Genomic DNA, 24,851 nt, shown 5'->3' on the forward strand with positions numbered 1-24,851 from the left:
TCCTCTTTTGCAATATGGATATGTGTATTAGCGGTCGGCGCGCTCACGCGGGAGAGTGCCTACCGGGTCCCAACCTCGACGTGCACCAACACGCTGGCCGCCACGAGAGCGGTACACGGTGTAGGGGCGGAAGAGGTAGTGCAGGGGCACAGTCAGTGCGTGCACCAGGCGGGTAAAGGGCCAAATGATGAACAGGACCATAGCCACCACGATGTGAATCTTGAAAGCCACGGGAATATTCACCATCAAAGCCACCTCAGGGTGGAAGTAGAACAGCGAACGGAACCACACAGAAATGGTTTCACGGTAGTTGAAGTGAACCTCGTGACCATTCACCGGAGGCAGACCGCCCGAGGGGTTCACTGCCGAAATCAGAGTAGCCGCAGTACCAGCGAGAATCACCAGGACCAAAACGACATACATGAAAACGTCATTACGAGTGGTAGCCGAACGAACACGAGAGTTCGAAACACGGCGACCAATCAGAACGAACATACCAATAATGGTTGCGGCAGCAGCAACAGAACCGCCAACCAACGCCACAATGTGGTAAGTCTCATCCGAAACGACGAAGTCAGTCAGGAACTTAGGAACCACCAGGCCACCAACGTGACCAAGGAACACGGCAGCGAGACCGTAGTGGAACAGGGGCGAAGCGATGCGCAGCAGCTTCGATTCATAGACCTGGGACGAGCGGGTAGTCCATCCGAACTGGTCAGTACGGTAACGCCAAATGGTGCCACCAATCAGAACGACCAGTGCAACATAGGGCAGAACGCCCCACAGCAGGATGTCAACAATACCCGGATCGGCTACAGCCTGTGCAGCATGTCCTGCGTTCTCAGAAGCAAGTACGTACACGTGTTGTCTCCTCACAAGGGATAAAACTAGTTAGAACGAGCCGAAGCCTGCTGGAGCAGCTGATGATCAGCGTAACCATTCAAGCCAACAGTCTCGACGGGAGGGCCGTAGCCAGCCATCTTCTGGACCTCCTCCTGAGTCTGCGGAGAGACGCCAGGAAGGGTATCGCAGATGCTCTGCAACAACCCGTAGTGGGGCAGATTTCCGTCCTTCATGGACAGACGAAGAAGCTCAAGGGACGGACGGTACGCCTGCAAAGCGGAACGACCCTTACGGCGATCCACCAACGCACAGAACTCCAGCACCAGCGGCAGGTAGTCCGGAAGCTCACCATTCAAAACGGTCAACATACCGGAGTCGCGGTACATCTGCTTGAAACGCAGAAGAGTCTCACCACGGCGGCGGGTATCGCCATCGGTCCAGTAGGACAGATGCAGAGAATGACGACGCGAAAGGTCGTATTCCTGCACGTACTCGGACTGCACATCCTCCAGGTCCTTAGAAGTCAGCCACTGCTGAACCGCATCAACGGCAGCAATGAAAGCCTCATCCTGGGTGGAAGCGGTAATCTCCACCAGTTCAGGCAGAACCTTCAGAGTCTCCTCATCGGGGTAGCCCAGGAGCATACCGCTCACCTGGTAAATCACCGAGTCCTTATCCTCGCCGGGACCGTAATCGATATCAAACGGGTTCTCCGGCTGAGCCGGCTCCGAGACCGCAGCCTCGGAACCGGCCTTGCCCATGAGCTTGGAAAAGAATCCAGCCACTTATTACTTCTTTCCGGTGGTATTCGGGAAGAGGCCGTCAGGACGGGAAGAACCGTCCCAGCTGAACAAGCTGACCTTGTTGTTAGCCTCGTAGACACCGGTGGACACGGGGGTCGGGCGACCCTCCATGTCGTTGAACGCATCGCCGTACATGCCGGGTCCGCCATCCACGCTCAGGGAGCAACCCATTTCCTCAAGGTTGTGGGCGTCCTCCATGTGAGCCTTCGGAATGACGTAACGCTCGTTGTACTTAGCGATAGCCATCAGGCGGTACATCTCGTACACCTGCTGACCGGTCATGCCAACTGCCTGAGCGATCTCCTCGTTGCCTTCGCCACCGAGGTTGATGTCACGCATGTACGAACGCATCGCAGCCAGGCGGCGCAGAACGTTAGTAACAACCTCAGTGTCACCAGCGGTGAACAGCTCAGCCAGGTACTCAACCGGAATACGGAGAGACTCAATAGCGCCGAACAGGTTGTTGCTGTTCTCTGCATCGTGGCCCTGCTCCTTGAGCAGGTCAACGATCGGCGACAGCGGCGGCACGTACCAAACCATGGGCATGGTGCGGTACTCGGGGTGCAGGGGCAGAGCCACCTTCCACTCCTTCGCCAGCTTGTACACGGGCGACTTCTGAGCTGCAGTAATCCACGCATCGGGGATGTCGTTCTTACGAGCCTGCTCAATCACAGCCGGATCCGAAGGATCAAGCATCAGCGACAGCTGAGCCTCGTAGAGATCCTTCTCATCCTCAACCGAAGCAGCCTCGGTCACGCGGTCTGCATCGTAGAGGAAGATACCGATGTAGCGCATACGACCAACACAGGTCTCAGCACACACGGTCGGGATACCAGCCTCAATACGGGGGTAGCAGAAGGTACACTTCTCAGCCTTACCCGTCTTGTGGTTGAAGTACACCTTCTTGTAGGGGCAGCCGGTGATGCACTGACGCCAACCGCGGCAACGGTCCTGGTCAACCAGAACGATACCGTCCTCAGCGCGCTTGTAGATAGCGCCGGAGGGGCAAGAAGCCATGCAGGAGGGGTTCAAGCAGTGCTCACAAATACGAGGCAGGTAGAACATGAAGGTCTGCTCGAACTCGAACTTAATCTTGTCCTCAGCCTTCTTGCGAACCTTCTCAACCAGCGGGTCCAGGTGACCGTACTCGGTCGCACCAGCCAGGTTGTCGTCCCAGTTCATACCCCACTCGACCTTGGTGTCCTCACCGGTGATGAGGGAGACCGGCTTAGCAGCCGGGAAGTCATCACCCAGAGGAGCACTGGTCAGGTTCTGGTAATCGTAGGTCCAGGGCTCGTAGTAGTCGTTCAGCTCGGGCTGAATCGGGGAAGCAAAGATCGTGAAGAGCTTCTGGAAGCGGTTACCGCTCTTGAGCTCCAGACGACCGCGCTTGTTCAGCACCCAGCCGCCCTTCCACTTCTCCTGATCCTCGTAACGGCGGGGGTAACCCTGGCCGGGACGAGTCTCAACGTTGTTGAACCAGACGTACTCGGTACCGGCTCGGTTCGTCCATGCCTGCTTACAGGTCACGGAGCAGGTGTGGCAGCCGATGCACTTATCGAGCGCCATCACCATAGCAACTTGTGCCATAACGCGCATTAGAAAGTTACCTCCTGGGACTTACGGCGACGGATGTACGAGACGATGTCTCGCTGGTTACCGGTCGGTCCAAGATAGTTGAAGGCGAACGCCTGGTGAGCGTAGCCACCAATCATGTGGGTGGGCTTCAGAAGAATACGGGTCACCGAGTTGTGAATACCACCGCGCTTACCGGTGACTTCAGACTTCGGGCTAACCATACGCTCCTGAGCGTGGTAGACGTAGCAAACGCCCTCGGGCATACGGTGCGAAACAACCGCACGGCCGACGAAGACACCATTGGTGTTCACACACTCAATCCACTCGCCATCCTTGACGCCAATCTTCTCAGCGTCCTGCGGGCTCATCCATGCAGTCGGACCGCCACGGAACATGCTCAGCATGTAGTGGTTATCGAAGTACTGCGAGTGAATTGCCCACTTGTTGTGCGGGGTCAGGTAGCGAACAGCAACCGAAACACCATCGGTAGTACCGAGCTCAGGCTCGTTGTACAGGCCGGTCATATCCAGCGGCGGACGGTAAATCGGCAGAGCCTCGCCCATTTCGTGCATCCAGTCGTGGTCGAGGAAGAAGTGCATACGGCCGGTCAGGGTGTGGAACGGCTTCTTCTTCTCGATGTTGACGGTGAACGGAGCGTAACGGCGACCACCGGTCTCCGAACCGGACCACTCGGGGGAGGTCATCACGGGCTGCGGTGCGGCCTGGGTCATGGGGAAGGTGATACGACGTTCCTCGTTACCTTCTGCCAGGTCCATCAGGTGCAGACCAGTCTGCTTCTCAAGCTCCTTGAAGCCCTTGACAGCGACCTCACCGTTGGAGGTACCGGAAATCATGAGGATTGCTTCAGAAATCTTCACGTCGGTATCCAGTGCCGGACGGCCTGCGCCCTTACCGGAGTCCATCACACCGAATTCCTTAGCCATCTTCGCGACTTCGTCCTTCAGGTCGTAAGTGATGAACTTGGTGGTTGCACCGAGCTTATCGAACAGCGGGCCAACGGTGGTGTACATGTCGTACAGTGCGCCGTAGTCGCGCTCGACGGTGACGAAGTTCGGCATGTTCTTGCCGGGTACGCCCACCATACCGGGGGTGTTCTTCCAGTCGGGTGCGTGGCCGCCGGGCTGAGCAATCTGGCCGGGGGTGTCGTGCAACAGCGGGACCGAAACGATGTCCTTACGGACGCCGAGGTGCTTCTTAGCCAGGCGGCTGAACTCAAACGCCAGTGCCTTGAAGGTCTCGTGGTCGGTCTTTGCCTCCCACGGCGGGTCAATTGCCGGGGAGAACGCGTGTAGGAACGGGTGCATATCGGTCGAGGAGATATCGTGCTTCTCGTACCAGGTAGCAGTCGGCAGAACGATGTCAGACAGCAGGGTCGTGGAGGTCATACGGAAGTCCGAGGTGACCAGCAGATCCAGCTTGCCCTGAGGTGCGTCCTCAACCCACTTCACTTCGTTCGGCAGCTTCTCCGAGTCGGAGCCCTGGACGTTGTCCATGCTACCGACCAGGTGCTTCAGGAAGTAGCTCTCACCCTTAGCGGAGGAACCGAACAGGTTCGAACGCCACAGGGTCAGGGTACGAGGCCAGTTGACGGGGTTGTCAACGTCCTCAACGGAGAACTCCAGGTCACCGGAGTTCAGGCGCTGCGCAATGTAGTCCGCGTTCGAGGAAGCCTCGCCGCGTGCCACTGCCTGCTCTGCCTTGTCTGCCAGATCCAGCGAGTTCTCGGGGAACTGCGGGTAGAACGGCATCCAGCCCATACGGGTAGAACGTGCCACAACGTCAGCAGTGTGAACATCGCGCAGCTCGCCCTTAGCCAGCGGGGACTGCAGGTAGTCGGTGGAGTATGCGTCCTGACGGAACTGGTCAGTGTGCATGTACCAGAAGCCGGTACCGATCATGTGACGCGGCGGGCGGCTCCAGTCCAGAGCGTTCGCAATGTTGGTCAGACCGGTCAGAGGACGTGCCTTCTCCTGGCCCACGTAGTGAGCCCAACCGCCACCGTTACGGCCCTGGCAACCGGTCAGGTTCAGCAGAGCGAGGATAGCGCGGTAGGTGGTGTCAGCGTGGTACCACTGGCAAATACCTGCACCGAAGATGACCATGGAGCGACCGCCGGAATCCAGGGCGCTCTTGGCGAACTCGCGGGCAACGCGAATAACAGCCTCGGCGGGGACAGAAGTAATCTGCTCCTGCCATGCCGGGGTGTTCTGAACGTTCCAGTCCTCGTAGTCCTTAGCCCAGGTACCGGGCAGACCCTCACGGCCCACACCGTACTGTGCCAGCATGATGTCGAAGACGGTAGTAACTTCGTGACCATCAACGTAGGTTACGGGCACGCCGCGGGTAATGACGTCGCCGTGGCCCTTCGGGTTGTCGAAGGTCGGCATCTTGATCTCTGCAGCTGCAGTCTGGCCCTGAGGCAGGTCGCGAATCGACAGAATCGGCTTACGACCCTGCAAATCCAGGTTCCACTTGCCCTGGTCTTCCTGAGCGTAACGGTGACCCATGGTGCCGTTGGGCACGAAGACCTCGCCGGTCTCGCGGTCCATCAGGACGGGCTTGAAGTCAGCGTTCGGCTGCTCAGCCTCGCCAGCGAGCTTAGCTGCAGTCAGGAACTTGGAGGGAACCTTAATGCCATCTTCACGGGTTTCCAGGGTGACCAGGAAGGGAAGGTCGGTGTAGGTCAGGGAGAAGTCCTCGAAGAACTCGACACGCTGGTCGACGTAGTTCTCCTTGAGGATGACGTGGCCCATCGCCATTGCCAGTGCCGCGTCGGTACCTGCCTGGGCGGGCAGCCACTCGTCAGCGAACTTGGTGTTGTCGGCGTAGTCGGGGCTCACGGTGACAACCTTGGTACCGCGGTAGCGGACCTCGGAGACCCAGTGAGCATCCGGGGTACGGGTCAGCGGAACGTTTGCACCCCACATGATGAGGTACGCAGCGTCCCACCAGTCGCCGGACTCGGGAACGTCGGTCTGGTCGCCGAAGACCTGCGGGGAAGCCACGGGGAGGTCAGCGTACCAGTCGTAGAAGCTGGTCATGACGCCACCGGCCAGCTGGATGTAGCGAACACCCGCGCTGAAGGACGCCATGGACATTGCCGGAATCGGGGTGAAGCCGGTGTTACGGTCGGGACCGTAGTACTTGATGGTGTGCACGTGAGCAGCAGCCATCAGCTCGAGAGCCTCAGCCCAGGTCGAGCGCACCAGACCACCCTTACCGCGTGCGTTCACGTAGCGTGCACGCTTGGTAGGGTCGGACACGATGGAGTGGAAGGCGTCCACGGGATCGTTGTGGATTGCCTTCGCTTCGCGGTACATCTCCAGCAGGAGACCGCGAACGTAGGGGTACTTAACGCGGGTGGGAGAGTAGGTGTACCACGAGAATGCTGCACCGCGGGGGCAACCGCGGGGCTCGTACTCGGGGCGGTCGGGACCAACCGTGGGGTAATCGGTTTCCTGTGCTTCCCAGGTGATAATGCCGTCCTTGACGTACACCTTCCAGGAGCAGGAGCCGGTGCAGTTCACGCCGTGGGTAGAGCGAACTTCCTTATCGTGGCTCCAACGGTCGCGGTAGAAGGCGTCACCTTCGCGGCCGCCTTCACGGAAGACGGCGCGGCCGTCTTCAGTCTCATCCCAGCGGGAGAAGAACTTACCGAACTTGATCAGCTGATCGGTAAGGGGGCCGTCCGGGCCCTTAATCTGTGATGCTTGTTCCATACTGCCCAATATATCGGATATTTGGCATGGAAAATACGAGATAAAAACCTTGCCTAATTCATGCGAAATAAGGGTGTTTTAGACCGTAAGCCACGCAGAAATTCCACCCTCGAGCATGTACACAGAACGCGCCTCCAGAGGGGCTATTTCACGAGCAGCCTCAACCGTTCTGGTGTATCCAGTGCAGTAAATGACGATTTTTTGGGCATTTACAGGGATTTTGTGCTCAATCAAGGCCTTTAGAGTGCCGCTTCGAGCCGCTTCAAGCAGTTCGGTGAGGGGCAGATTGATAGCGCCCTCAATAGCGAACGCATTAAATTCCACCTGCTCACGGACATCCAAAAGGGCAATATTTTCACCCGATGACATCTTTTTAAGGTCCTGAGCACTCATCGAGCGAGGTTCCGAACCGGCAGAAGTGCTTGTAAAATCCTGAGAAATATTACGAATTGTTACAGGATTTTTGGGCTTCTGGCTCGTTTCTTGGGGCAAAATGGCGCTTTTCTTAGGTACAGCTTGCACGCTAGCTACAAGAGGTATATATTCCCACCTCCCGCTTAACGCCGAATATAGGCCAACCTCACCCATGAGCGGCTCCCCCACCCCGGTCAGCAGCTTCACCGCCTCCATAGCCATCGCAGCACCCACCACGCCAGCCATAGCACCCACCACACCGGCGGTACTACACGACGGCACGCTACCTTCCGCAGGAGCCTGAGGATACAAATCCTCATACACCGGACCGTGACTAGCCCAAAACACGCTCAGCTGTGCATCAAAGCCAAGAATTGCAGCCCACACATGCGGAATCCCTGCACGCGACGCCGCCGCCGACACCACATAGCGCGACTCAAAATTATCGCTGCCGTCCAGCACCACATCAGCGCCGGCCAGAAGCTCATCAACATTCGCCTCCGTCAGACGCTCGCGCACCGGCACAACCTCAATAAAAGGATTCAGCGAGCGCAAGGACTCAGCAGCGGACTCAGCCTTAGAATTGCCCACCCTGGCATACGTATGAATCACCTGGCGGTGCAGATTCGAGGCATCCACGAAGTCGTCATCCACCACCACAATCTGACCGACTCCGGCACCCGCCAGGTACAGCAGAGCGGGAGCGCCCAAACCGCCAGCGCCCAGCACCACCACACGCGCGCCCTTGAGCGCCAGCTGAGCCTCATACCCCATTTCGGACAGAATCAGCTGACGAGAATAGAATGCACGCTCAGCGGCAGAGAGCTCGCTCGCGCCGGTTGAAGGCTGAGAAGACATAGGGAATCCTCACGTCAAGTAGTAGAGGGTGGCTTGAGCGTTCAGGGCGCCAAGCCTCAAGGAAAATAAGCCTGCCCGAGAGAAATCCCCCTGACAGGCTTATATAGATATATAAGAATATTCAGAAGGCTAAGCGGGCGAAGTATCCACGCCAACCCACTCGATGCTTCCATCGAGCAGTTCCTGTTCCTTCCAAATCGGCACACGAGCCTTCACCCGATCGGCAACCAGCTCGCAGGCATCAAACGCACGGCCGCGGTGAGCAGCAGCAGCCATCACCGTCAGAGCCGATTCACCAATAGCAATCGGGCCCACACGGTGCACAGCCCACAGGCGCACGCCATCCAGCTCAGCAGCAACCTCAGCGGCAACCTCAGCAATATACTCACGAGCCTGCGGATGCGCGCTATAGGACAGCCCACGCACCGCACTACCGTGATCGTGGTTGCGCACAATACCATCAAAAATCACCAGGGCACCCATGGCATCGGTCATAACCTCAGCCTTAGCCGCCGCATACAGCGGCTCCAGGGGCGCCTCCGTAATATCGGTGAACACCACGGTCGAGCCGCTCGGCTCAGCACCATGCGCGCCCGAATGGTCCAGGGATTCTTCGTTCTGCGGCTTAGTGGTCATGGTAGTCCTCCATCTGGCGGCAAATGTGCTCAACGAGCGGGTCGAGGGTCGCCACGCCGTCCTTCACACCGCCGCGCGAACCGGGCAGGGTCATCACGAAGGTACGGTCAATCACGCCCGCCACGCCGCGAGAAAGAACCGCCGAGGAAACGTTCTTCAGACCGTTCATCCAGAAGGCATGCATAATGCCAGGGATTTCCTTATCCAGATGCGGGCGCACGGCCTCAACAGTCTGGTCGTCAGAGTTCAAGCCGGTGCCGCCGCTGGTCAGGATAAAGGTCGGCAGATTGCCGTTCTTCTTGCCCTCAGCCACCAGATTATTGAAGTAGTCAACAATCTCACGGTCCTCAATAACCACGGCATCCGGGGTATCGAAGCCGCGCGAGCGCAGCCACTCCACGGCGATGGGGCCGGACTTATCTTCATACACGCCACGGGCTGCGCGGGTGGAGGCGACAATGACCAGGCCGGTCAGGTTCTCCGGCATGGTGTAGTCTTCGCTACTCATTGGAATTCCTTTTCTGTATTTGTCAGATGGCGGTGGGGCGGTGTTCCGCCGGAGCTTAGGAGTCCTCGCGGACGGACCAGTCGCCGGACTTGCCGCCGCTCTTCTCCAGAACACGAATATCGGTAATAACGGCGTGCTTATCGACTGCCTTAATCATGTCGAAAACGGTCAGCGCTGCCGAGGAGACGGCGGTGAGCGCCTCCATCTCCACACCGGTCACGCCGCGGGTCTTCACGGAAGCCTCAATACGCACGAAGTCGGTGCCACGCTCGAAGTCCACCGTAATCTTGCCCAGGGGCAGCGGGTGGCAGAGGGGAATGATTTCCGGGGTGCGCTTAGCGCCCATAATGCCGGCGACGCGTGCGACGGGCAGGGCGTCGCCCTTGGGCAGGTCGGCGTCAAAAATCATGGCGATGACGTCTTCGCGGGTGCGCACGGTTGCTTCAGCCAGGGCGGTGCGGGTGGTGACTGACTTCTCCGTAACGTCCACCATGTGTGCCGAGCCGTCGGCGCGCACGTGGGTCAGTTCCTGGTTGGGCTGAGAGGTAGAGGTCATCGTTTCTCCTGGCTTCTGTGCGGTGTTCTTCTGCCGCGAATCGTTAGTTAGTGTGAGTCTCAATTATTCCCTGTCGCTCTGGATGGGAACAATGCGAGGGTGCGTTTCGCCTAGTTATCGGTGAGGCGGATCCGGTGGTAGGGTACCGCTTCTCCCCCGGTGTAGGTGGTTCCGGGCGCCAGCTCAATGAGCACGTCCGCCTGAGCGGCGCGGTGTAGCAGGTGCGAGCCGGAGAGCACATCCGGGTAGAGCTCCACCCGGTAGGTTCCGGGCTCAACCTCGACCATGCCGAGGGTGCCACGCAGGAACTGGCGCTTGGTTGCCGGGGCGGTGAGCGGGGTGTCGGTGACGAGCACGCCGTGAGGTGCGTTATTGAGAGTAGCCTGCTCAGAAGCCACCGCGTGAGGCACACCGTAAGGACCACCTGCACGCAGGTAGGGGCGCAGAATCAGCGCATAGGAGATGAGGGTACTCACAGGGTTACCCGGGAAAGAAATCATGGGTACACGGTGGCCCTTGAAGTCGAGCACGTTCACACCCTGCGGGCCACCGGGCTGCTGGCTCACATGACCAAACCAAGAAACCGGGACCAGGATATCCGCCTCGTGTGCCTTAGCGATAGCGTTGCGGACCACCTCGTATTTGCCGTGGCTGATGCCTCCGGAGGTGATGATAATGTCCGGTTTGAAGCTCTCGTATTCTGCCGTGAGGCGGTGCAGCAACTCGATGGGGTTATCACCAATAGCGATGCGGCGCACCTCAGCGCCGTCTTCACGGAGCATAGCGGTCAGCATGGGCCCGTTCGCGTCAAAAATCTGCCCCTGAGCCAGCTCCTGCGAGGTAGCGGTGCCGTCTTCTTCAACACCGGAAAGAATCTCGTCGCCGCCAGTGCATACGAGCACGCGGGGGCCTGCCGCAACGGTCAGGCGCGCATAACCCTGGGATGCGAGCGCACCGAGCAGAGCCGGGGTGATGCGTTCACCGGCGCGTGCGAGTACCTGGCCGGTGATGACGTCTTCGCCGCGGCGGCGCACGAACTGTCCGGGCTTTCCGGAGGCGAGTTTGACCTTTTCGCTGGGGCGGCCGAAAGATTCGGGCAGGTCAGGGTATTCGATGCGTTCGGACTGCTCGACCGGGATGACGGCGTCGTAGCCCTTGGGCATGGGTGCGCCGGTCATGATGGGGTAGGTCAGGTCGTCGGAGGAGCGGGAGCGCTGCAGCGGACGCCCTGCGGGGATCTCGCGGCCGACGGTGAAGATGCGGTCCTCGCGGTCAACGGCTGCCGCGGTGAGGGCGTAGCCGTCCATTTGGGAGTTGTCGAAGCTGGGTACATCCATGCGTGCGGTGACGTCTTGGGCGAGGATGCGTCCTGCCGCGTGGTAGAGGGGAACCGTTTCTGCGGTGCCGATGAAGACTTCGCGCAACAGTAGTGCCAGGTAGGCGCGGTATTCCTCGGTGCTGGGGGTTCCGTTGAATTCGGGGGAAATCATGGCGGTTCCAATCGTGCGGCGGTGGTTATGACTAGTGTAGGTGTGTGTTTGTGAGCTGGTAAATGCAGTTGTGCCTAAGAGCCTGTGTGCACCGGCTCGTGGCGGCTCGAGCGGCGGAGCGGCTTATCGGGTGCTTTCGCGTAGTTTTTTGAGGGCGCGAATCAGGCCGAGGATCCCGAAGATTCCCAGGTAGAGGCTGATGAGTATCAGGGCGCTTCCGAGGGCGCTGGGGATGTCGCTGCTGTTGATAGCTAGGTCGATGGCGAGGGGTATGGTTTGGGTTTTTCCTTGCACGTTGCCGGCGAAGGTGACGGTTGCGCCGTATTCGCCGAGTGCTCGGGCGAAAGAGAGGAGAAAGGCGGTGGCGAGGCCGGGCGCGGCGAGGGGCAACAGCACTTTAAAGGTAATTTCTGCTGGTTTAGCGCCTTCGACGAGGGCAATCTCTTCGTACTCGCGGGGAATAGCCTGCAGGGTGGTGACCGCTGTGGCTACGAAGAAGGGCAGGGCGACGAAGACCTGGGCGATAATCACCGCGTTCGAGGTGAACGGGATAGAGATTCCAGCCTGGTAGAGGTAGGTACCAATCATGCCTTTACGCCCCCAGAAGAACAGCAACCCGAGACCGGAGACAACCGGTGAGAGAATCACCGGGGTGTAGATGATGGCGTAGAGGACCGACCCGAATCGGTGCAGCCGCGAGCGGTTGAGCACTTTGGAGAGCACGAGCGCCAGGGGTGCGCCAAGAAGACCGCAGATGAGGGTGGATGCGGCGGCGGTGCCGAGAGAGAGGTTAGCCGCCCCGAGCACCTGCGGGGTGAAGATGCTGCTTAGCTGGTTCCAGGGGATGTTGAGGAAGAGCCCGAGAAGCGGACCCGCGATGAGGAAAATACCCAGCGACGCCGGAACCAGGAAGAGCACGGGCACGGAGGCGAAGAGGCTGCTCCCGGGCGTGCGTGAGGCGCCGGCGCGGCGGCGGGTGGTTGCGGTGCTGTCTGTCATGGGTATTTCTCGGCGTATTTCTTCTGGGTCTTGAGAGCGCGGCAGGAGACGCGTTCAGGATGCGGCAGCTTGCTCGTTGAGCGTGCCGCCGCATCCTGCGGGTGTCCGTTCTGCGCTCTGGGTTTCAGCGGTGCGGAACGGCTCTATCGTTACTTTGCGGTGCTGAAGCCGTAGTCGGTGAGGATTTTCTTCGCCTCGTCGGAGCTCTTCAGCCATTCGTTGAACTTCTTTGCGGCTTCGGAGGAGGAGCCGGTCTTGCTCAGCGCTGCGGGGTATTCGTTGCGTTCCACGTCAGTCAGCTCAACGGAGCCGAGGTTGGCGCCCTTCTTCTTGGCGGCGGCGAGGTCGGTGGTGTAGATGAAGCCCGCGTCCGCGTTACCGGTGGTGACCTTGGTTGCTACGTCGGTGACTTTGCTTTCGGTGGTTGCGTTCTTGAGGGTGATGTCGTGCTTCTTCAGTTCCTGGTGGGCGATGGTGCCGCAAGGAACGTCTTCCTTGCAGACTGCGACGACGCCTTCGGTGGTCTTGAGGTCGTCGAGGCTGTTGATCTTGCCGGGGTTACCTTCTGCGGTAACGAGCACGAGCTTGTTGGTGACTAGAACGTCGGTTTCAGAGTTGGAGAACTGGTCGAGCTTCTTTGCTTTGTCCATGTTCTTGGTGTCTGCGGTGATGAGCAGGTCGGGGGTTGCGCCCTGCTCGATCTGGTTGACGAGCTTTGCGGAGCCTTCGTAGACGAAGGTGACGTCTACGCCGGGGTTGGCGGCTTCGTATGCCTTTTCGAGGTCTGCGCCGGCGTTGTTCAGGGAGGATGCGGCGAAGACTTCGACCTTGCCGGAGGCTACCTGGCTGCTTGCGGCAGATGCGGTGGACGAAGAGGCGCTCTGGGTGGCGCCGCATCCGGTGAGGGCGAGGGTTGCTGCCGCGAGCGCGCTGAGGGCTGCGAGGGGGCTCTTCATGAGGTATTTCCTTGGTTGGTTCGTACTGCTATTGGAGGTGAGGTGCGTCCATGTGCGGGCTCTATGTGACGTTTTGTGTACGTCCCTAGCTTGTACACGTGTTGTTGCGTTGTCACGGTAGTCTGCGGTGGCGCAGTTGCAACTTACCCTTCACACACTATGTAAGGGGCGCCGGAACATGGAATAATCATATTGTCACCTGAAATATGCAAATTTTCCACATAGGTTTTACATGGCGTACACGGCGAATTCGGCCTCTTCTGAGCTCATTGCGGGCCCAACGTTAAGCACCTTATCTTCTGCGGAGGGTAACGGGGCTGCTTTTGTTACGCCCAAAAAATCTGAGAGCGGCGTCAAGCCTGCGCGTAAGCTCCCGAATATTACAAACAGCGGTCCGCTCTTGGACCGTTGGGGTCGCGTGGCGACGGATCTGCGTATCTCTCTGACCGATAAATGTAATCTTCGTTGCATTTATTGCATGCCGGCGGATGGTTTGCAGTGGCTCCCAAAGGAGAATCTGCTCTCCGCCGAGGAGATTGCGCGCCTCGCCGACATTGCGATTACTGAGCTGGGTGTGGAGGAGATTCGCTTTACCGGTGGTGAGCCACTGGTGCGCGCCGACTTGGTGGATATTATTTCCCGTATCCATCAGGCGCATCCGAGCATTCCATTGGCGATTACGACGAACGGTATTGGTTTGGAGAAGCGTGCCGCCGCCCTGGCGGAGGCTGGTCTGACCCGCATCAATGTTTCTCTGGATACGATTTGCCGTGAGACCTTTGCCGAGCTGACCCGCCGCGATAAACTCGACGCCGTACTGAAGGGTATTGACGGTGCGGCGGAGGCTGGTCTGTGGCCCATCAAGATTAATGCTGTGCTGATGCCGGGCCTGAATGATGATCAGGCTCCGGAGCTTCTGCGCTGGGCGTTGGCGGGCGGCTATCAGCTGCGTTTCATTGAGCAGATGCCGCTGGATGCCGATAACCGTTGGACTCGAGAGGGCACCATTACTGCCGCTGAGATTCGCGAGAAGTTGTCCGCTGAGTACGTCCTGGGTTCGGTAGCTGAGGCGCGTGGTGACTCCCCCGCTCAGCTGTGGGAGGTGTACCCGCTCGGTACTGCCCTGGATGAGGCGGGCTTCCCGACTGACGGTACCGAGTCGCTGGGCCGCGTGGGCATTATCGCCTCGGTGACGGAATCGTTCTGCAATGCGTGCACCCGCACCCGTCTGACGGCGGACGGCAAGATCCGCTCCTGCCTGTTCTCCGATACCGAGACTGATCTGATGCAGCTTCTGCGTTCCGGTGCCGACGATCAGCAGTTGGCGCTGCGTTGGCGTGAGGGCATGTGGTTTAAGCCGCGTGCGCACGGTAAGGAAGACGCTGACTTCGATATTGAGGAGTTCGCGAAGGCGAGCCGCTCGATGAGCGCTATTGGTGGCTAAGAGGCTACCCTATTTATTAGCCGAATATACAGTCAGATATGCGTGGGACAAGGCCTTTTACTGGCACCAGCCCCCTGGCGTTCGGCTGTCCCTATTCAAGGTTTGAGGAGCATGATGCAGGTTCATTTTTTCGCTGCCGCGCGTTCTGCGGCGGGTACCGCGCAGCTGTCGGTGCCTCTGGCTGAGCTGCCGTCCGCGACTCTTGGCGCGCTCATTGAGCACCTGGGTCGGACCCTGGAGGGTACGACTCCTTCTGGTCTGACTCTTGCCCAGGTGATGGAGCAGTGCTCCTTCCTGGTCAACGGTGCCCGCTCGGAGGCGGATGTTGCCCTGCAGGATGCCGACCGTGTGGACGTTCTGCCTCCCTTTGCGGGTGGATAATGCCGGCTACTAAGATGCCCGCTTCTCCGCTCCCCTCCGAGGGTGATTTTTCGTGCGCCGCGGTCATTGTTGCCGGGGGCGCTTCTCGCCGTCTGAACCATGTGCCGAAGGCGTCCCTGTCTGATGGCACGAGCACCCTGCTGGATTGCGCCCTGGAGGCGGTGGCCGCCGCGTCCCCGCGTGTGGTGGTGGGTCCTGAGAGCTTGCCGTTGCCTACCGGGGTGTTGCGTACTCGTGAGGATCCGCCGTTTTCGGGTCCTGCCGCGGCGATTCATGCCGGGTTGGAGTGTATTGCGGCGGATTGTGAGCGCTCGCAGACCCCGTTGCCGGGCTGGTGCCTGATTTTGGGTGTGGATACTCCGCGTATTGCTCCGGCGGTTCAGCAGCTGATTGCCGCGGCACGAAGTGCTGAGCAGGTAGCGGCTACCCTCTCCCCCACCGGTTCTGAAGCGCCCAGTGACTCTGAAGCTTCTGAGGGCTTCTGGGGTGTCTCTGAGGGCATCTATCAGCCGCTGGTTGGTATTTACCGTTTTGAGGCGATCCGTTCGGTCTTTTCGACCGGCACGACTGACGCTTCTGTTCGTTCTTTTTTGCGCCGTCTGAACCCCGCGGCGGTTCAGATGTCTGCCGCTGATACCGCCGATGTTGATACGTGGGAGCAGGCGCAGGCACTCGGCTATACGACCTCGCTCTGGTCGAGTTATTAGCACGAGTTATTAGCATCTGAGGCGCGCGGGAGCGCTAGTTGCCAAGCTACGAGTACCCTAGTGGTAGGTCTCAGTTCTTAACGCCCGACCGGGCGATGTTTTTGAGCTCGCGCGCTGTTGCGCGTCCCGCACACACTTTTACGAGGTACGATGTCTCACCATATTCCTTCTGTTTCGTGGCAGCAGGCCCGCCAGATTCTGCATGAGCAGGGCCTGGACATTGCGCATCATGTGAAGACGGAGTCTTTGCCGCTGTTGGCGACGATTGGCCACTATTTGGCGGATGATATTTATTCGATGATGCCGGTGCCCCACTATAGCTCTTCCGCGATGGACGGTTACGCTGTGGCGGGTGCGCCTCCGTGGCGTCTGGTAACGCCGGCGTATCCGGAGGATTCTCGCGCGAATATTCACCGTCTGACGGTGCCGATTGCTCCGGGTGAGGCGACTCCGATTCTGACGGGCGGTTTGATTCCGGAGGGCGCTGAGGCGATTGTGCGTGAGGAGCATTCCCGCCTGTATGAGGGGGCGGAGGCTTCTTCTCGTCCTGGCGTGAGCGCTCATCTGGAAACTCAGTCGAGCATTCATTACCTGGATATGGCGGAGGGTTTTGAGCCTCCGGCACCGGGTGCTGATATTCGCCATGCCGGTGCTGAGCTAGAGCGTGGCGAGCTGTTGGCACGCCACGGCGACCGTATCTCTGCGCGTATGGCGGCGTTCTTGGGCACGAATGGTTTTGATGAGTTGCCGGTGTACGCCCCGATTCCGGTGCGTTGCGCGTTTACGGGTAATGAGGTCATTACATTTGGTGTGCCGGCGCCGGGTCAGGTGCGTGATGCGTTTGGCGGCTTTATGGAGCATGCGATTATTTCTGCTGGCTGTGAGGCGCGCCCTTCGATTCGCCTGGCGGATGTTGAGTCTGAGTTCCGCACGTTCTTGTCCACGTCGACTGCTCGTGTGCTGGTGTTCACGGGTGGGTCGAGTACCTCGGGTGTTGATTTGGTGCGTAAGGTGCTCAACGATATGGGTGCGACGTACCTGTTTGAGTCGGTGGATGTGCGTCCGGGTCATCCTGCGTTGGCTGCGCGTCTGCCGGTTCCGGAGACTGGTCCGAATTCGGGTCGTGAGCGTTTTGTGCTGGGTCTGCCGGGTAATCCTTTGGCGGCTTACACTGCCCTGTATTCGTATTTGCCGCCGCTTCTGGCTGGTATGAGGGATATGCCTCTGCCGGAGCTGGATTCGGCGGTTCTGGGTGAGCCTGTTGATACGTTGCGTAAGCCGGCGGGGGCTCGTCTGCTTCCCGTGGCGGTGCGTGATGGTGTGGCGTATCCTTTGCCGAAGTCGGCGTCGCACATGTTGTCGTCGTTGGCGGCGGCTACTCATTGTGCGGTGTTGGATGATTCTTCGGTTCGGGGATCCGCTCATGAGGTGGGGGCTCGGGTTCCGATTATTCCGGTGCTGTAGTAGGGCGCTATTTTCCGGCGTTGAAATGTTTATGCGGTATGCGGTCGGGGTATAGTAGAGAGATATGTCAATCGTTTAGCATACCGAAGGGAGCCCCCGTGGCTAAGCCCAAACTCAGCGACGTTGCGGCCCTGGCGGGAGTCTCCCCCACCACGGTCTCCCGCGTGCTCAACAACCGCGGCTACCTGAGCGAAAGCACCCGCACCAAGGTCCACGAGGCAATGCGGGAACTCGGCTACCGACCCAACGCCATCGCCCGCAGCCTGCAGGGTCAGCGCTCGCAGATGGTGGGCCTCATCTTCCCCACGGTCGCGAACCCCTTCTACGGGGAGATGGTGTACCGCCTCGAAAGTTACCTTGCCGAGGCAGGCTACCGGGTCATTCTCTGTAATAGCGACGATCACCCCGAGCAGGAAAAGCGCTACTTGGAGATGCTCTTCTCCAATCAGGTGGACGGCATTATCAGCGGCGCGCACTCTGACGCGCTGGTGAATATTCCGCACGCCCAAGCTCCCCTGGTGACCGTGGACCGCCTCGAAAGCGGCTTTTACCCGAATGTCCGCTCCGATAATTACGGAGGCGCCCGTGCCGCCACGGAGCATCTGATAGCCACGGGTGCGCAGAATATCGTGCACGTGACGTCGACTCTGGGTGAGCACAATGAGCGTCAGCGCGGATACCGTGAGGCAATGCTCGAAGCAGGGCTCATGCCGGAGTTCCTGGAGCTGGGATTCCGCCCCTCCCTGGGCATTAAGCGTGAGGTGCTCTACCGCTACCTGGACGAACGCGCCGATAGCCCGGAGCCGGTGGATGCGGTCTTCGCCTCCAACGATAATTACGCCGCGTTGGCGCTGGGCTGGGCGCGCGCACGCGCTATTCGCGTTCCTGAGGATTTCCAGGTGATTGGTTACGACGGCACGCAGAGCGTTCAGCTGCTCATGCCGGAGTTGGCGACCGTGGTTCAGCCGATTGAGGGTATGGCGAAGCGTACCGCGCAGCGTCTGCTGGAGCTTATTGAGCTGCAGCAGGAGGATTCCTCAGAGAAGACCACTCCCCCAATTACCCAGCCCGAGGACGTACTCCCGGTTGAGCTCCATCTGGGGGCGACGGTGCGTTCTATCCCGAATCTGGATCAGATTCAACCTGACACCTCCGCCCCGGATGAGCTCCAGTAAGAGGCTCCTCCTCTAACGATAAAAATCCGCCCCACCGTGCGAGTGCTCACGGTGGGGCGGATTTTGCATATACATTTATCGGTTTTGTGCGCGTCCGGAAGTTTAGGAGGTGCGCTGCACAATCTCGGTGGGACCGGTGCCGGGGTAGACCATACCAACGGCGTGTGCCTTGGAGAAGATTCCGTGGAGCGGGCCGAGGGAGAAGAATCCGCGGCGCTCATAGAGACGGGCACTATCGTAGGTCGATGCTTCGAGGTAGGCGGGGTAGTCGCCGATGCGTTCGGTACCGTAATCGAGTAGCTGCGAGCCGATGCCGCGGCCTCGGTACTCTTCAAGAACACCAATGTTGAAGAGGTACCAGTGCTTGTACGCGGGGCGGTACTTGAGCAGGTGCAACTCCATCAGGATTGCCTTCAGCAGAGTCTTGCAACCGAGAGCCTTGTAGTAGGCGCCAAACTGCTTGAGCTCGTTAGCAAAGGAACCTTCGTGAGATTCGGGGGTGTTCCAGAGGCAGACACCCACAATCTTGCCGGTAGAGTCGTCAATAGCAATGTCGATACGGCCGCGACCCTGGAAGTTGCCGTAGACCTGAAGGGTCATAATGGCGCGGAGCCTGGCGAGTTCCTGTCGGCGGCTACCGCCTGCAATGACTGCCATCATGGCGGGATCTCCGTCAAACGCGGCAATCAGGACTTCGAGCGCTTCGGCATATTCATGAGGCTCGGCGGTGCGGACAGCATAGGAAGCTGAGGTCATATTCACCCTTTACAAAAGCTTGAAACTATACATAAATATTAGCTGGATTATTCACTCCTGGCTAATAAATTCTGCCTTATCAAGACATTTTTCACGGTCATGCATTAATGTGTGCCAGCTTATATTGCACCATTATGCATAATTTTAGTGCATATTTATTCATATCTTTTTTGCATGTTTTTGCAGGAAAAATTGAACACCCCGCACCAGTTCTAGGAAGAGCGGTACGGGGTGTACATCACGTTGAGGTTATCTACTCACTAAGAGTGCAGACTATGCGTTAGCCTTTGCCTTCAGTGCAACCTTCAGGAGCGAATCTGCATTGGTGACAGATGCGCCCGAAGCCTGGACATCTTCAACCGAAGCAGCTGCCTTCTTGGCGTTGGTGATCACCATGGGGGTTGCCAGCGGGTAGCCAGCCGCCTTGATGGCGGGGATATCGAACTCAGCGATCACGTCGCCGCGCTTGACGGTATCACCCTTAGCAACCTTGGGTTCGAAGTGCTTGCCGTCGAGCTCAACGGTGTCCATGCCGATGTGCATCAGCAGATCCAGACCGTCTTCGGTGCGCAGACCGTATGCGTGACCGGTGGGGAATGCGACGGTAATCTTGCCGTCAGCCGGTGCGTAGAGCTTACCTTCGGTGGGCTCCACTGCGGTGCCTGCACCCAGTGCGCCGGAGGAGAAGGTGGGGTCCTTGACGTCAGCCAGCAGAACCACGGAACCGACCATGTGGGAGCCGATCTCGACGCTCTCGCCAGCCTCAGATGCTACAGCGGCGGCGGGAGCTGCGGCAGCAGCTACGGTGGCAACGGGAGCGGCAGCAGCGGGTGCAGCGGGTGCCTCAGTGTTGCCAGCCTCAACCTTCTTACCCCAGATGAAGGAGGCAACGAAAGCGATGACGGTGGTCAGGATGAGGCAGCCGAAGAAGCCAGGAATACCAGCGCCAACAGTCGGTTCAATCGAGGGGAAGCCAAGGTAACCAGCGGCGCCAAGCTTACCCGCCTTAATTCCAAGAATAGAAGTAAACATCGAACCAATACCCGCGGAGACGATTGCAATGTAGAAGGGCCAGCGCAGAGCCAGGTTCACACCAAACATTGCGGGCTCGGTAATGCCGAGGAATGCGGAGGGTGCAGATGCCGAAGCAATACCCTTGATCTTCTTGTTCTTGGTGGTCAGTGCGACACCGGCTGCGGCAGCACCCTGAGCCACGTTAGACATCGACGCGACAACAAAGATGAAGGAACCACCGGTAGCCCACAGGCTCATCTCGATGGGCGGGAATGCCTGGTGCATACCGGTCATCACGATGAATGCGTAGAAAGTACCGAAGATCAGACCGCCGAGCGGGCCAGCAACGGTGTAGAGCCAGTTAATACCTTCACCCAGCCAGGTACCCAGCTGGAACATCGGCGGGCCGACCAAGATGAAGGTCAGGAAGCCGGTGATAAGGATGGTGAGGGTCGGGGTGAAGATGAAGTCGATGGTGCCCTTGAGGACCTTGTGGAAGAACTTCTCAATGTGGGACAGGATGAAGGCAACCAGCATGATGGGCAGCACGGTACCCTGGTAGCCCGCCTGCTGGACCTGCAGGCCGAAGAGGTTCCAGTACTTCATCGGTTCGCTACCCTCGGCACCTGCCAGAGAGGCAGCGACATTGTAGCCGTTCATCAGTGCCGGGGAGACCATTGCGGCACCCATGGTCATGCCCAGGTAAGGATTACCGCCGAAGACCTTGGTTGCGGAGAAGCCAACCAGCACGGGCAGGAAAGCGAAGGGAGCTGCGGAGAGCAGGTTGACGATGTCCGCGAAGTCAGCCCATTCCGGGTAAAGTTCAATAACTGCCTGGGGACCAAAGATACCCTTGGAAGTCAGGAGGCTATTGAGCGCCATCAGCATACCGCCACCGACCAGCACCGGAATCAGCGGAACGAAGATGTCAGCAATGGTCTTGATGAAGCGGGAGACAATGTTGCCCTGCTTCGCGGCGATGCTCTTGAGGTCGTCCTTGGACGCCTCGGGTGCGCCAGCGGCGATAAGGTGCTTGTGCACCTCGTTGACGTCGCCGGGGCCGACGATGATCTGGAACTGGCCAGCATTGAGGAAGCTACCCTTGAGGTCTTCGTCGTTGTCGATTGCTACCTGGTCGACCTTGTCCTGGCTCTTCAGGACGAGGCGAAGGCGGGTTGCGCAGTGTGCGGCTGCAACGATGTTGCCGGTGCCACCGACGTCCTTCAGCACGCGCTGTGCCACTGACTTGTGGTCCACGCTCGCTCTCCTTTGTTTGGAGCACCACCGTATGATGCTTTGTGAATGGGGTGGGGTGACATGTCTGTGTGTGCATGTCATGCATATGTCATACGTTTGACATATCAGATGTAAAACATGGTATCACGGGAAAGTTCTTAAAAGCGAGGGCCCACCCTCCATGCGGAGAGTGAGCCCTCAGACATATTCAGAAATTACCGGAAAGCCCCGTGTAGGCAGCTCCCCAGGTTTAGAAAACAGCTTAGAGACGGCCATACTCCAGGGACAGCACCTCGCCACCGGTCAGGCGGACGCGGCGCTTATCGCCCTTGAAGAAGGTGCGAGCAGTCATCACCTCAGCACCCATGGACGCAACCAGCTTGCCACCCACATACAGTTCAGTTGCCGAACCGTCCACAAGCAGGTCAAACTCGCGAATCTTCGAACGCTTCAGGGTTCGACGGCGCAGGCTGCCACCCTCGGTGTAGCGGGTACCGCCACGGTCCATCTGCACAAAGTCCTTATCCAGAACGATGCTCAGTGCCACGCCGTGAGTGTCCTTGATCTTCAGCTTCACGCACTCGTCAGAGACGTTCACGCGGCCGCGCAGACGGAAGGTCAGGGCATTCTTCAGCTCGACGAGCTTACCCTTCTCCTCCTCGCGGTACAGCGGGGTCATCTCCATCGCGTCATTCAGCTGCGGAACCGGACGCTGGAAAATCTTGCCGTTACGCAGGTGCAGCTCACGCGGGTAGGTGAACATGTGCACCCAGCGGTGACTCCACGAGGGCAGGTCGTCCTGGGCTGCGTTACCCAGCCACGCAATCATCACCGGGGCATCGCCGCTCACGGTGTGGGGTGCCTTCGGGTCAGCAGTCAGGCCGGTACCGGAAATGGTCTGCGGAGCGTAGAACTCGAAACCTGCATCCAGCTCGGTGAAGGGGGTCTCCACGGTGAACTTGAGGGTCTCGTTATCCAACGAACCGACAATGTAGCCGCTCTGGAAAATGTTGTTGTACTTCTCGCCGAGGGGCTCCATGCCCTGCGGGCTGAAAATCAGCACGTCGCGGATTTCGCCGGTCAGCTCATCGCGCATGCTCAGCAGGGAGGGGCACTCATACATGTAGGTGCCCTTGAGGGTCTTGTCCTTGATGCCCAGCTCGCCGCGGAAAGTCCACTCGCGGCGGTCTGCGGAGGTGTACACGACCACGGCGCCGGTCAGGTCCTCACGCTGCGCACCAATGACCATCCACCATTCGCCGTTACGCTCAAAGACGTGCGGGTCACGGTAGTGCGCGGTGTAGCCCTTCTCGGGACCAGAAATCAGCGGGGGCAGCTGACGGGTCGGCTTCGCATCCTCACCAGCGGTTGCGAGAATCTGGTAGGTTTCGCGGTTGCCCTTTTCGTCCTTCACGTTACCGGTGTAGAAGAACTCAAAACCGCCGGGAACCTTAATACCGGAGCCGGAGTAGCAGCCGTGCGAGTCGTAGCGGCTATCGGGCACCAGGGCGGTACCCTCATCGGTCCAGTGGGTCAGGTCCTCACTGACCGCATGACGCCAGTAGACCATACGCTCCGGGTGCAGGGGCGAGTACTGGTAGAAGGCGTGATAACGCTTACCATCGAAGACCAGGCCGTTCGGGTCATTCAGGCGGCCCACGGGAGGCGCCAGGTGCAGAGCAGGGTAGTCGCGGTCTTCACGAACACCGGCACCGAAAGCGTCCAGGACCTGCTGTGCTTCAGCCGCCAAGTCGCGGGCGGGTCGCTCGGTTGCGCTCTTCTTCTTTTTCTTCTGCTCGCTCATGTCTATCCGCTTTCGTGCAAAGGAATGTCTGGGTTGTCTCATCCCATCATACGGCACCTCTGCCCCGTTGCCGGGCTCTAGGAGAGAGGCACCACAGTGCTCTCAGCCTCTCTCATCCGGGGCACAGTGCGGTCACAGCGACTTCTGCGGGTGAGCGCGGTCAGATAGGACAGCACCACCGTTTGCTACAGGAGAAAAGAGCGGATGCGGCAAAGCCCCGAACCTCCCCAGTCTTCATACCGGGCGGGTTCGGGGCTGTTAAATGCCGCGAGGCGGCGCATCCGATGGATGCACCGCCCGCGTAAGAATCGAGAAGAAGTCGATTACTTGAGGGTGATGGTTGCGCCAGCAGCCTCGAGCTGCTCCTTAGCCTTCTCAGCGTCTTCCTTGGAAACGCCCTCGAGCAGAGCCTTGGGAGCGCTGTCAACCAGGTCCTTTGCTTCCTTCAGGCCGAGGGAGGTCAGGGCACGAACTTCCTTGATCACTGCGATCTTCTTGTCGCCAGCGGACTCCAGGATAACGTCGAACTCGGACTTCTCTTCAGCAGCCTCGCCTGCTGCGCCGCCTGCTACAACAGCAACGGGAGCTGCTGCGGTGACGTCGAACTCTTCCTCGAATGCCTTAACGAACTCGGAAACCTCAACCAGGGACAGTTCCTTGAATGCTGCAATGAGTTCTTCGATGGACAGCTTAGCCATTGTTTGGCTCCTTCACTATCTGGTGCGGGCTGACGCCCGCGGTGTAAATCTTCAGTACCTACCCGAAAGGGTCGGTCAAATTTAGGGTGCGTTATACGCTGTTTGCGTTCACGCTGCTGAGTATCTCAGCGCTGGTGCAGTAGCACGAAAGGGGCTTATGCCTCTTCCGAAGCCTCCTCGGCTGCAGCGGGAGCTGCGCCTTCCTGCTCCTCCAGCTTGACGCGCAGTGCGTCCACAACCTGTGCGATGCGTGCGATGGTAGCCTTTGCACCACCTGCAACCTTGGACAGCAGAACCTCGCGGGATTCCAGGTCAGCGTAGCGCTTGACGTCGTCCTCGGTCAGAGCGGCACCTTCGTAGTAACCGTTCTTCACGATCAGCTGGGGGTTAGCCTTGGCAAAGTCACGCAGGCCCTTAGCAGCATCAATCAGGTCGCCCTTGATGAATGCCAGTGCGGAGGGGCCCTGGAGGTGGCCTTCGAATGCGTCGATGCCAGCTTCCTTAGCTGCGATAGCAGCCAGCGTGTTCTTCACCACGGCGTATTCGGTCTCTGCACCGAGTGCGCGGCGCAGCTCCTTGAGCTGTGCAACAGTGAGACCGCGGTATTCGGTCAGGATGACTGCGTTCGAAGCTTCGAAGAGTTCCTTCAGCTCGGATACTGCAGCGATCTTTTCCTGAGTCGCCATGGTAGTTCCTTCTTCCGATTCTTGTAAGGTCGCCGGTAGAGCCTCGAAGCACTTATTGCAAGCAATAAAAAATGCCCCGACGCGTAGGCGCACGAGGCACAGTAG

The 24,851-nt window shown here is 59.0% G+C and carries 21 protein-coding genes; 5 read left to right on the forward strand and 16 right to left on the reverse strand.

What is annotated here, in order from left to right; genetic code table 11:
* Positions 1-27: 27 nt before the first annotated feature.
* The 11 genes from narI to modA form a co-directional block, all read right to left on the reverse strand.
* Entirely contained in the window at positions 28-861 is an 834-nt protein-coding gene (narI, locus tag AB8E48_RS02115; RefSeq protein WP_368885604.1) for a respiratory nitrate reductase subunit gamma, read from the reverse strand.
* Between the two features lie 26 nt (positions 862-887).
* Positions 888-1,628 carry a nitrate reductase molybdenum cofactor assembly chaperone gene (gene narJ / locus AB8E48_RS02120; protein WP_070615157.1) on the reverse strand — a complete coding sequence of 247 codons (741 nt, stop codon included), beginning with the start codon at positions 1,626-1,628 and terminating at the stop codon, positions 888-890.
* 3 nt (positions 1,629-1,631) lie between these two features.
* On the reverse strand, positions 1,632-3,245 hold the full coding sequence (gene narH / locus AB8E48_RS02125; protein WP_005504921.1) for a nitrate reductase subunit beta: 1,614 nt from the start codon (positions 3,243-3,245) through the stop codon (positions 1,632-1,634).
* Entirely contained in the window at positions 3,245-6,964 is a 3,720-nt protein-coding gene (locus tag AB8E48_RS02130) for a nitrate reductase subunit alpha (protein WP_368885605.1), read from the reverse strand. Before AB8E48_RS02130 ends, narH begins: the two co-directional genes overlap by 1 nt.
* A 78-nt stretch (positions 6,965-7,042) precedes the next feature.
* On the reverse strand, positions 7,043-8,236 hold the full coding sequence (locus AB8E48_RS02135) for a ThiF family adenylyltransferase (protein ID WP_368885606.1): 1,194 nt from the start codon (positions 8,234-8,236) through the stop codon (positions 7,043-7,045).
* 129 nt (positions 8,237-8,365) lie between these two features.
* Positions 8,366-8,872 carry a molybdenum cofactor biosynthesis protein MoaE gene (locus tag AB8E48_RS02140; protein ID WP_005504913.1) on the reverse strand — a complete coding sequence of 169 codons (507 nt, stop codon included), beginning with the start codon at positions 8,870-8,872 and terminating at the stop codon, positions 8,366-8,368.
* Positions 8,862-9,380, reverse strand: coding sequence for a MogA/MoaB family molybdenum cofactor biosynthesis protein (locus AB8E48_RS02145; RefSeq protein WP_368885607.1), 519 nt, complete (start codon positions 9,378-9,380; stop codon positions 8,862-8,864). Before AB8E48_RS02145 ends, AB8E48_RS02140 begins: the two co-directional genes overlap by 11 nt.
* Positions 9,381-9,435: 55 nt before the next feature.
* The gene (moaC, locus tag AB8E48_RS02150) at positions 9,436-9,936 is read right to left on the reverse strand and encodes a cyclic pyranopterin monophosphate synthase MoaC (protein ID WP_044150196.1); all 501 of its coding nucleotides are present in this window, start codon (positions 9,934-9,936) and stop codon (positions 9,436-9,438) included.
* A 110-nt stretch (positions 9,937-10,046) separates the two neighbouring features.
* Positions 10,047-11,426, reverse strand: coding sequence for a molybdopterin molybdotransferase MoeA (locus tag AB8E48_RS02155; protein WP_368885608.1), 1,380 nt, complete (start codon positions 11,424-11,426; stop codon positions 10,047-10,049).
* Between the two features lie 123 nt (positions 11,427-11,549).
* Entirely contained in the window at positions 11,550-12,425 is an 876-nt protein-coding gene (locus AB8E48_RS02160) for an ABC transporter permease (RefSeq protein WP_368885609.1), read from the reverse strand.
* A 149-nt stretch (positions 12,426-12,574) separates the two neighbouring features.
* Positions 12,575-13,381, reverse strand: a complete 807-nt coding sequence (modA, locus tag AB8E48_RS02165) for a molybdate ABC transporter substrate-binding protein (RefSeq protein WP_368885610.1) — start codon at positions 13,379-13,381, stop codon at positions 12,575-12,577.
* A gap of 232 nt (positions 13,382-13,613) precedes the next feature.
* Between modA and moaA the strand changes: the two genes are divergently transcribed.
* From moaA to AB8E48_RS02190, 5 genes are all read left to right on the forward strand, one after another.
* Entirely contained in the window at positions 13,614-14,825 is a 1,212-nt protein-coding gene (gene moaA, locus AB8E48_RS02170; RefSeq protein WP_314065947.1) for a GTP 3',8-cyclase MoaA, read from the forward strand.
* A 111-nt stretch (positions 14,826-14,936) separates the two neighbouring features.
* Positions 14,937-15,206 (forward strand): MoaD/ThiS family protein, encoded by a 270-nt coding sequence (locus tag AB8E48_RS02175; RefSeq protein ID WP_315295899.1) that lies wholly within the window; start codon positions 14,937-14,939, stop codon positions 15,204-15,206.
* A complete protein-coding gene (locus AB8E48_RS02180) occupies positions 15,206-15,913 on the forward strand; it encodes a molybdenum cofactor guanylyltransferase (RefSeq protein ID WP_368885611.1) in 708 nt (235 codons plus the stop codon). The genes AB8E48_RS02175 and AB8E48_RS02180 overlap by 1 nt, the downstream gene beginning before the upstream one ends.
* Positions 15,914-16,063: 150 nt before the next feature.
* Positions 16,064-17,377, forward strand: a complete 1,314-nt coding sequence (locus AB8E48_RS02185; RefSeq protein WP_368885612.1) for a molybdopterin molybdotransferase MoeA — start codon at positions 16,064-16,066, stop codon at positions 17,375-17,377.
* Between the two features lie 98 nt (positions 17,378-17,475).
* A complete protein-coding gene (locus AB8E48_RS02190) occupies positions 17,476-18,552 on the forward strand; it encodes a LacI family DNA-binding transcriptional regulator (protein ID WP_368885613.1) in 1,077 nt (358 codons plus the stop codon).
* 102 nt (positions 18,553-18,654) lie between these two features.
* Here the strand turns inward: AB8E48_RS02190 and AB8E48_RS02195 are convergent, their stop codons facing one another.
* From AB8E48_RS02195 to rplJ, 5 genes are all read right to left on the reverse strand, one after another.
* Complete coding sequence (locus AB8E48_RS02195; RefSeq protein ID WP_368885614.1) at positions 18,655-19,308, reverse strand: GNAT family N-acetyltransferase; 654 nt, start codon at positions 19,306-19,308, stop codon at positions 18,655-18,657.
* A gap of 273 nt (positions 19,309-19,581) precedes the next feature.
* Positions 19,582-21,579 carry a glucose PTS transporter subunit IIA gene (locus AB8E48_RS02200; protein ID WP_368885615.1) on the reverse strand — a complete coding sequence of 666 codons (1,998 nt, stop codon included), beginning with the start codon at positions 21,577-21,579 and terminating at the stop codon, positions 19,582-19,584.
* A gap of 241 nt (positions 21,580-21,820) precedes the next feature.
* Positions 21,821-23,362, reverse strand: a complete 1,542-nt coding sequence (locus AB8E48_RS02205; RefSeq protein WP_368885616.1) for a glycoside hydrolase family 32 protein — start codon at positions 23,360-23,362, stop codon at positions 21,821-21,823.
* A gap of 323 nt (positions 23,363-23,685) precedes the next feature.
* Positions 23,686-24,060, reverse strand: coding sequence for a 50S ribosomal protein L7/L12 (gene rplL, locus AB8E48_RS02210; protein WP_005504884.1), 375 nt, complete (start codon positions 24,058-24,060; stop codon positions 23,686-23,688).
* Positions 24,061-24,215: 155 nt separating this feature from the next.
* Positions 24,216-24,746, reverse strand: a complete 531-nt coding sequence (gene rplJ / locus AB8E48_RS02215; RefSeq protein ID WP_005504882.1) for a 50S ribosomal protein L10 — start codon at positions 24,744-24,746, stop codon at positions 24,216-24,218.
* Positions 24,747-24,851 lie beyond the last annotated feature (105 nt).

Source organism: Rothia mucilaginosa (genome assembly GCF_964211445.1).
Taxonomy (GTDB): Bacteria; Actinomycetota; Actinomycetes; order Actinomycetales; family Micrococcaceae; genus Rothia; species Rothia mucilaginosa_E.

Coding starts and splice junctions, on each gene's coding strand:
- narH (WP_005504921.1), bottom strand. CDS start 3,245: ATGCGCGTTATGGCACAAGTTGCTATGGTGATGGCGCTCGATAAGTGC.
- AB8E48_RS02130 (WP_368885605.1), bottom strand. CDS start 6,964: ATGGAACAAGCATCACAGATTAAGGGCCCGGACGGCCCCCTTACCGAT.
- AB8E48_RS02135 (WP_368885606.1), bottom strand. CDS start 8,236: ATGTCTTCTCAGCCTTCAACCGGCGCGAGCGAGCTCTCTGCCGCTGAG.
- AB8E48_RS02140 (WP_005504913.1), bottom strand. CDS start 8,872: ATGACCACTAAGCCGCAGAACGAAGAATCCCTGGACCATTCGGGCGCG.
- AB8E48_RS02145 (WP_368885607.1), bottom strand. CDS start 9,380: ATGAGTAGCGAAGACTACACCATGCCGGAGAACCTGACCGGCCTGGTC.
- moaC (WP_044150196.1), bottom strand. CDS start 9,936: ATGACCTCTACCTCTCAGCCCAACCAGGAACTGACCCACGTGCGCGCC.
- AB8E48_RS02155 (WP_368885608.1), bottom strand. CDS start 11,426: ATGATTTCCCCCGAATTCAACGGAACCCCCAGCACCGAGGAATACCGC.
- AB8E48_RS02160 (WP_368885609.1), bottom strand. CDS start 12,425: ATGACAGACAGCACCGCAACCACCCGCCGCCGCGCCGGCGCCTCACGC.
- modA (WP_368885610.1), bottom strand. CDS start 13,381: ATGAAGAGCCCCCTCGCAGCCCTCAGCGCGCTCGCGGCAGCAACCCTC.
- moaA (WP_314065947.1), top strand. CDS start 13,614: ATGGCGTACACGGCGAATTCGGCCTCTTCTGAGCTCATTGCGGGCCCA.
- AB8E48_RS02175 (WP_315295899.1), top strand. CDS start 14,937: ATGATGCAGGTTCATTTTTTCGCTGCCGCGCGTTCTGCGGCGGGTACC.
- AB8E48_RS02180 (WP_368885611.1), top strand. CDS start 15,206: ATGCCGGCTACTAAGATGCCCGCTTCTCCGCTCCCCTCCGAGGGTGAT.
- AB8E48_RS02185 (WP_368885612.1), top strand. CDS start 16,064: ATGTCTCACCATATTCCTTCTGTTTCGTGGCAGCAGGCCCGCCAGATT.
- AB8E48_RS02195 (WP_368885614.1), bottom strand. CDS start 19,308: ATGACCTCAGCTTCCTATGCTGTCCGCACCGCCGAGCCTCATGAATAT.
- AB8E48_RS02205 (WP_368885616.1), bottom strand. CDS start 23,362: ATGAGCGAGCAGAAGAAAAAGAAGAAGAGCGCAACCGAGCGACCCGCC.
- rplL (WP_005504884.1), bottom strand. CDS start 24,060: ATGGCTAAGCTGTCCATCGAAGAACTCATTGCAGCATTCAAGGAACTG.
- rplJ (WP_005504882.1), bottom strand. CDS start 24,746: ATGGCGACTCAGGAAAAGATCGCTGCAGTATCCGAGCTGAAGGAACTC.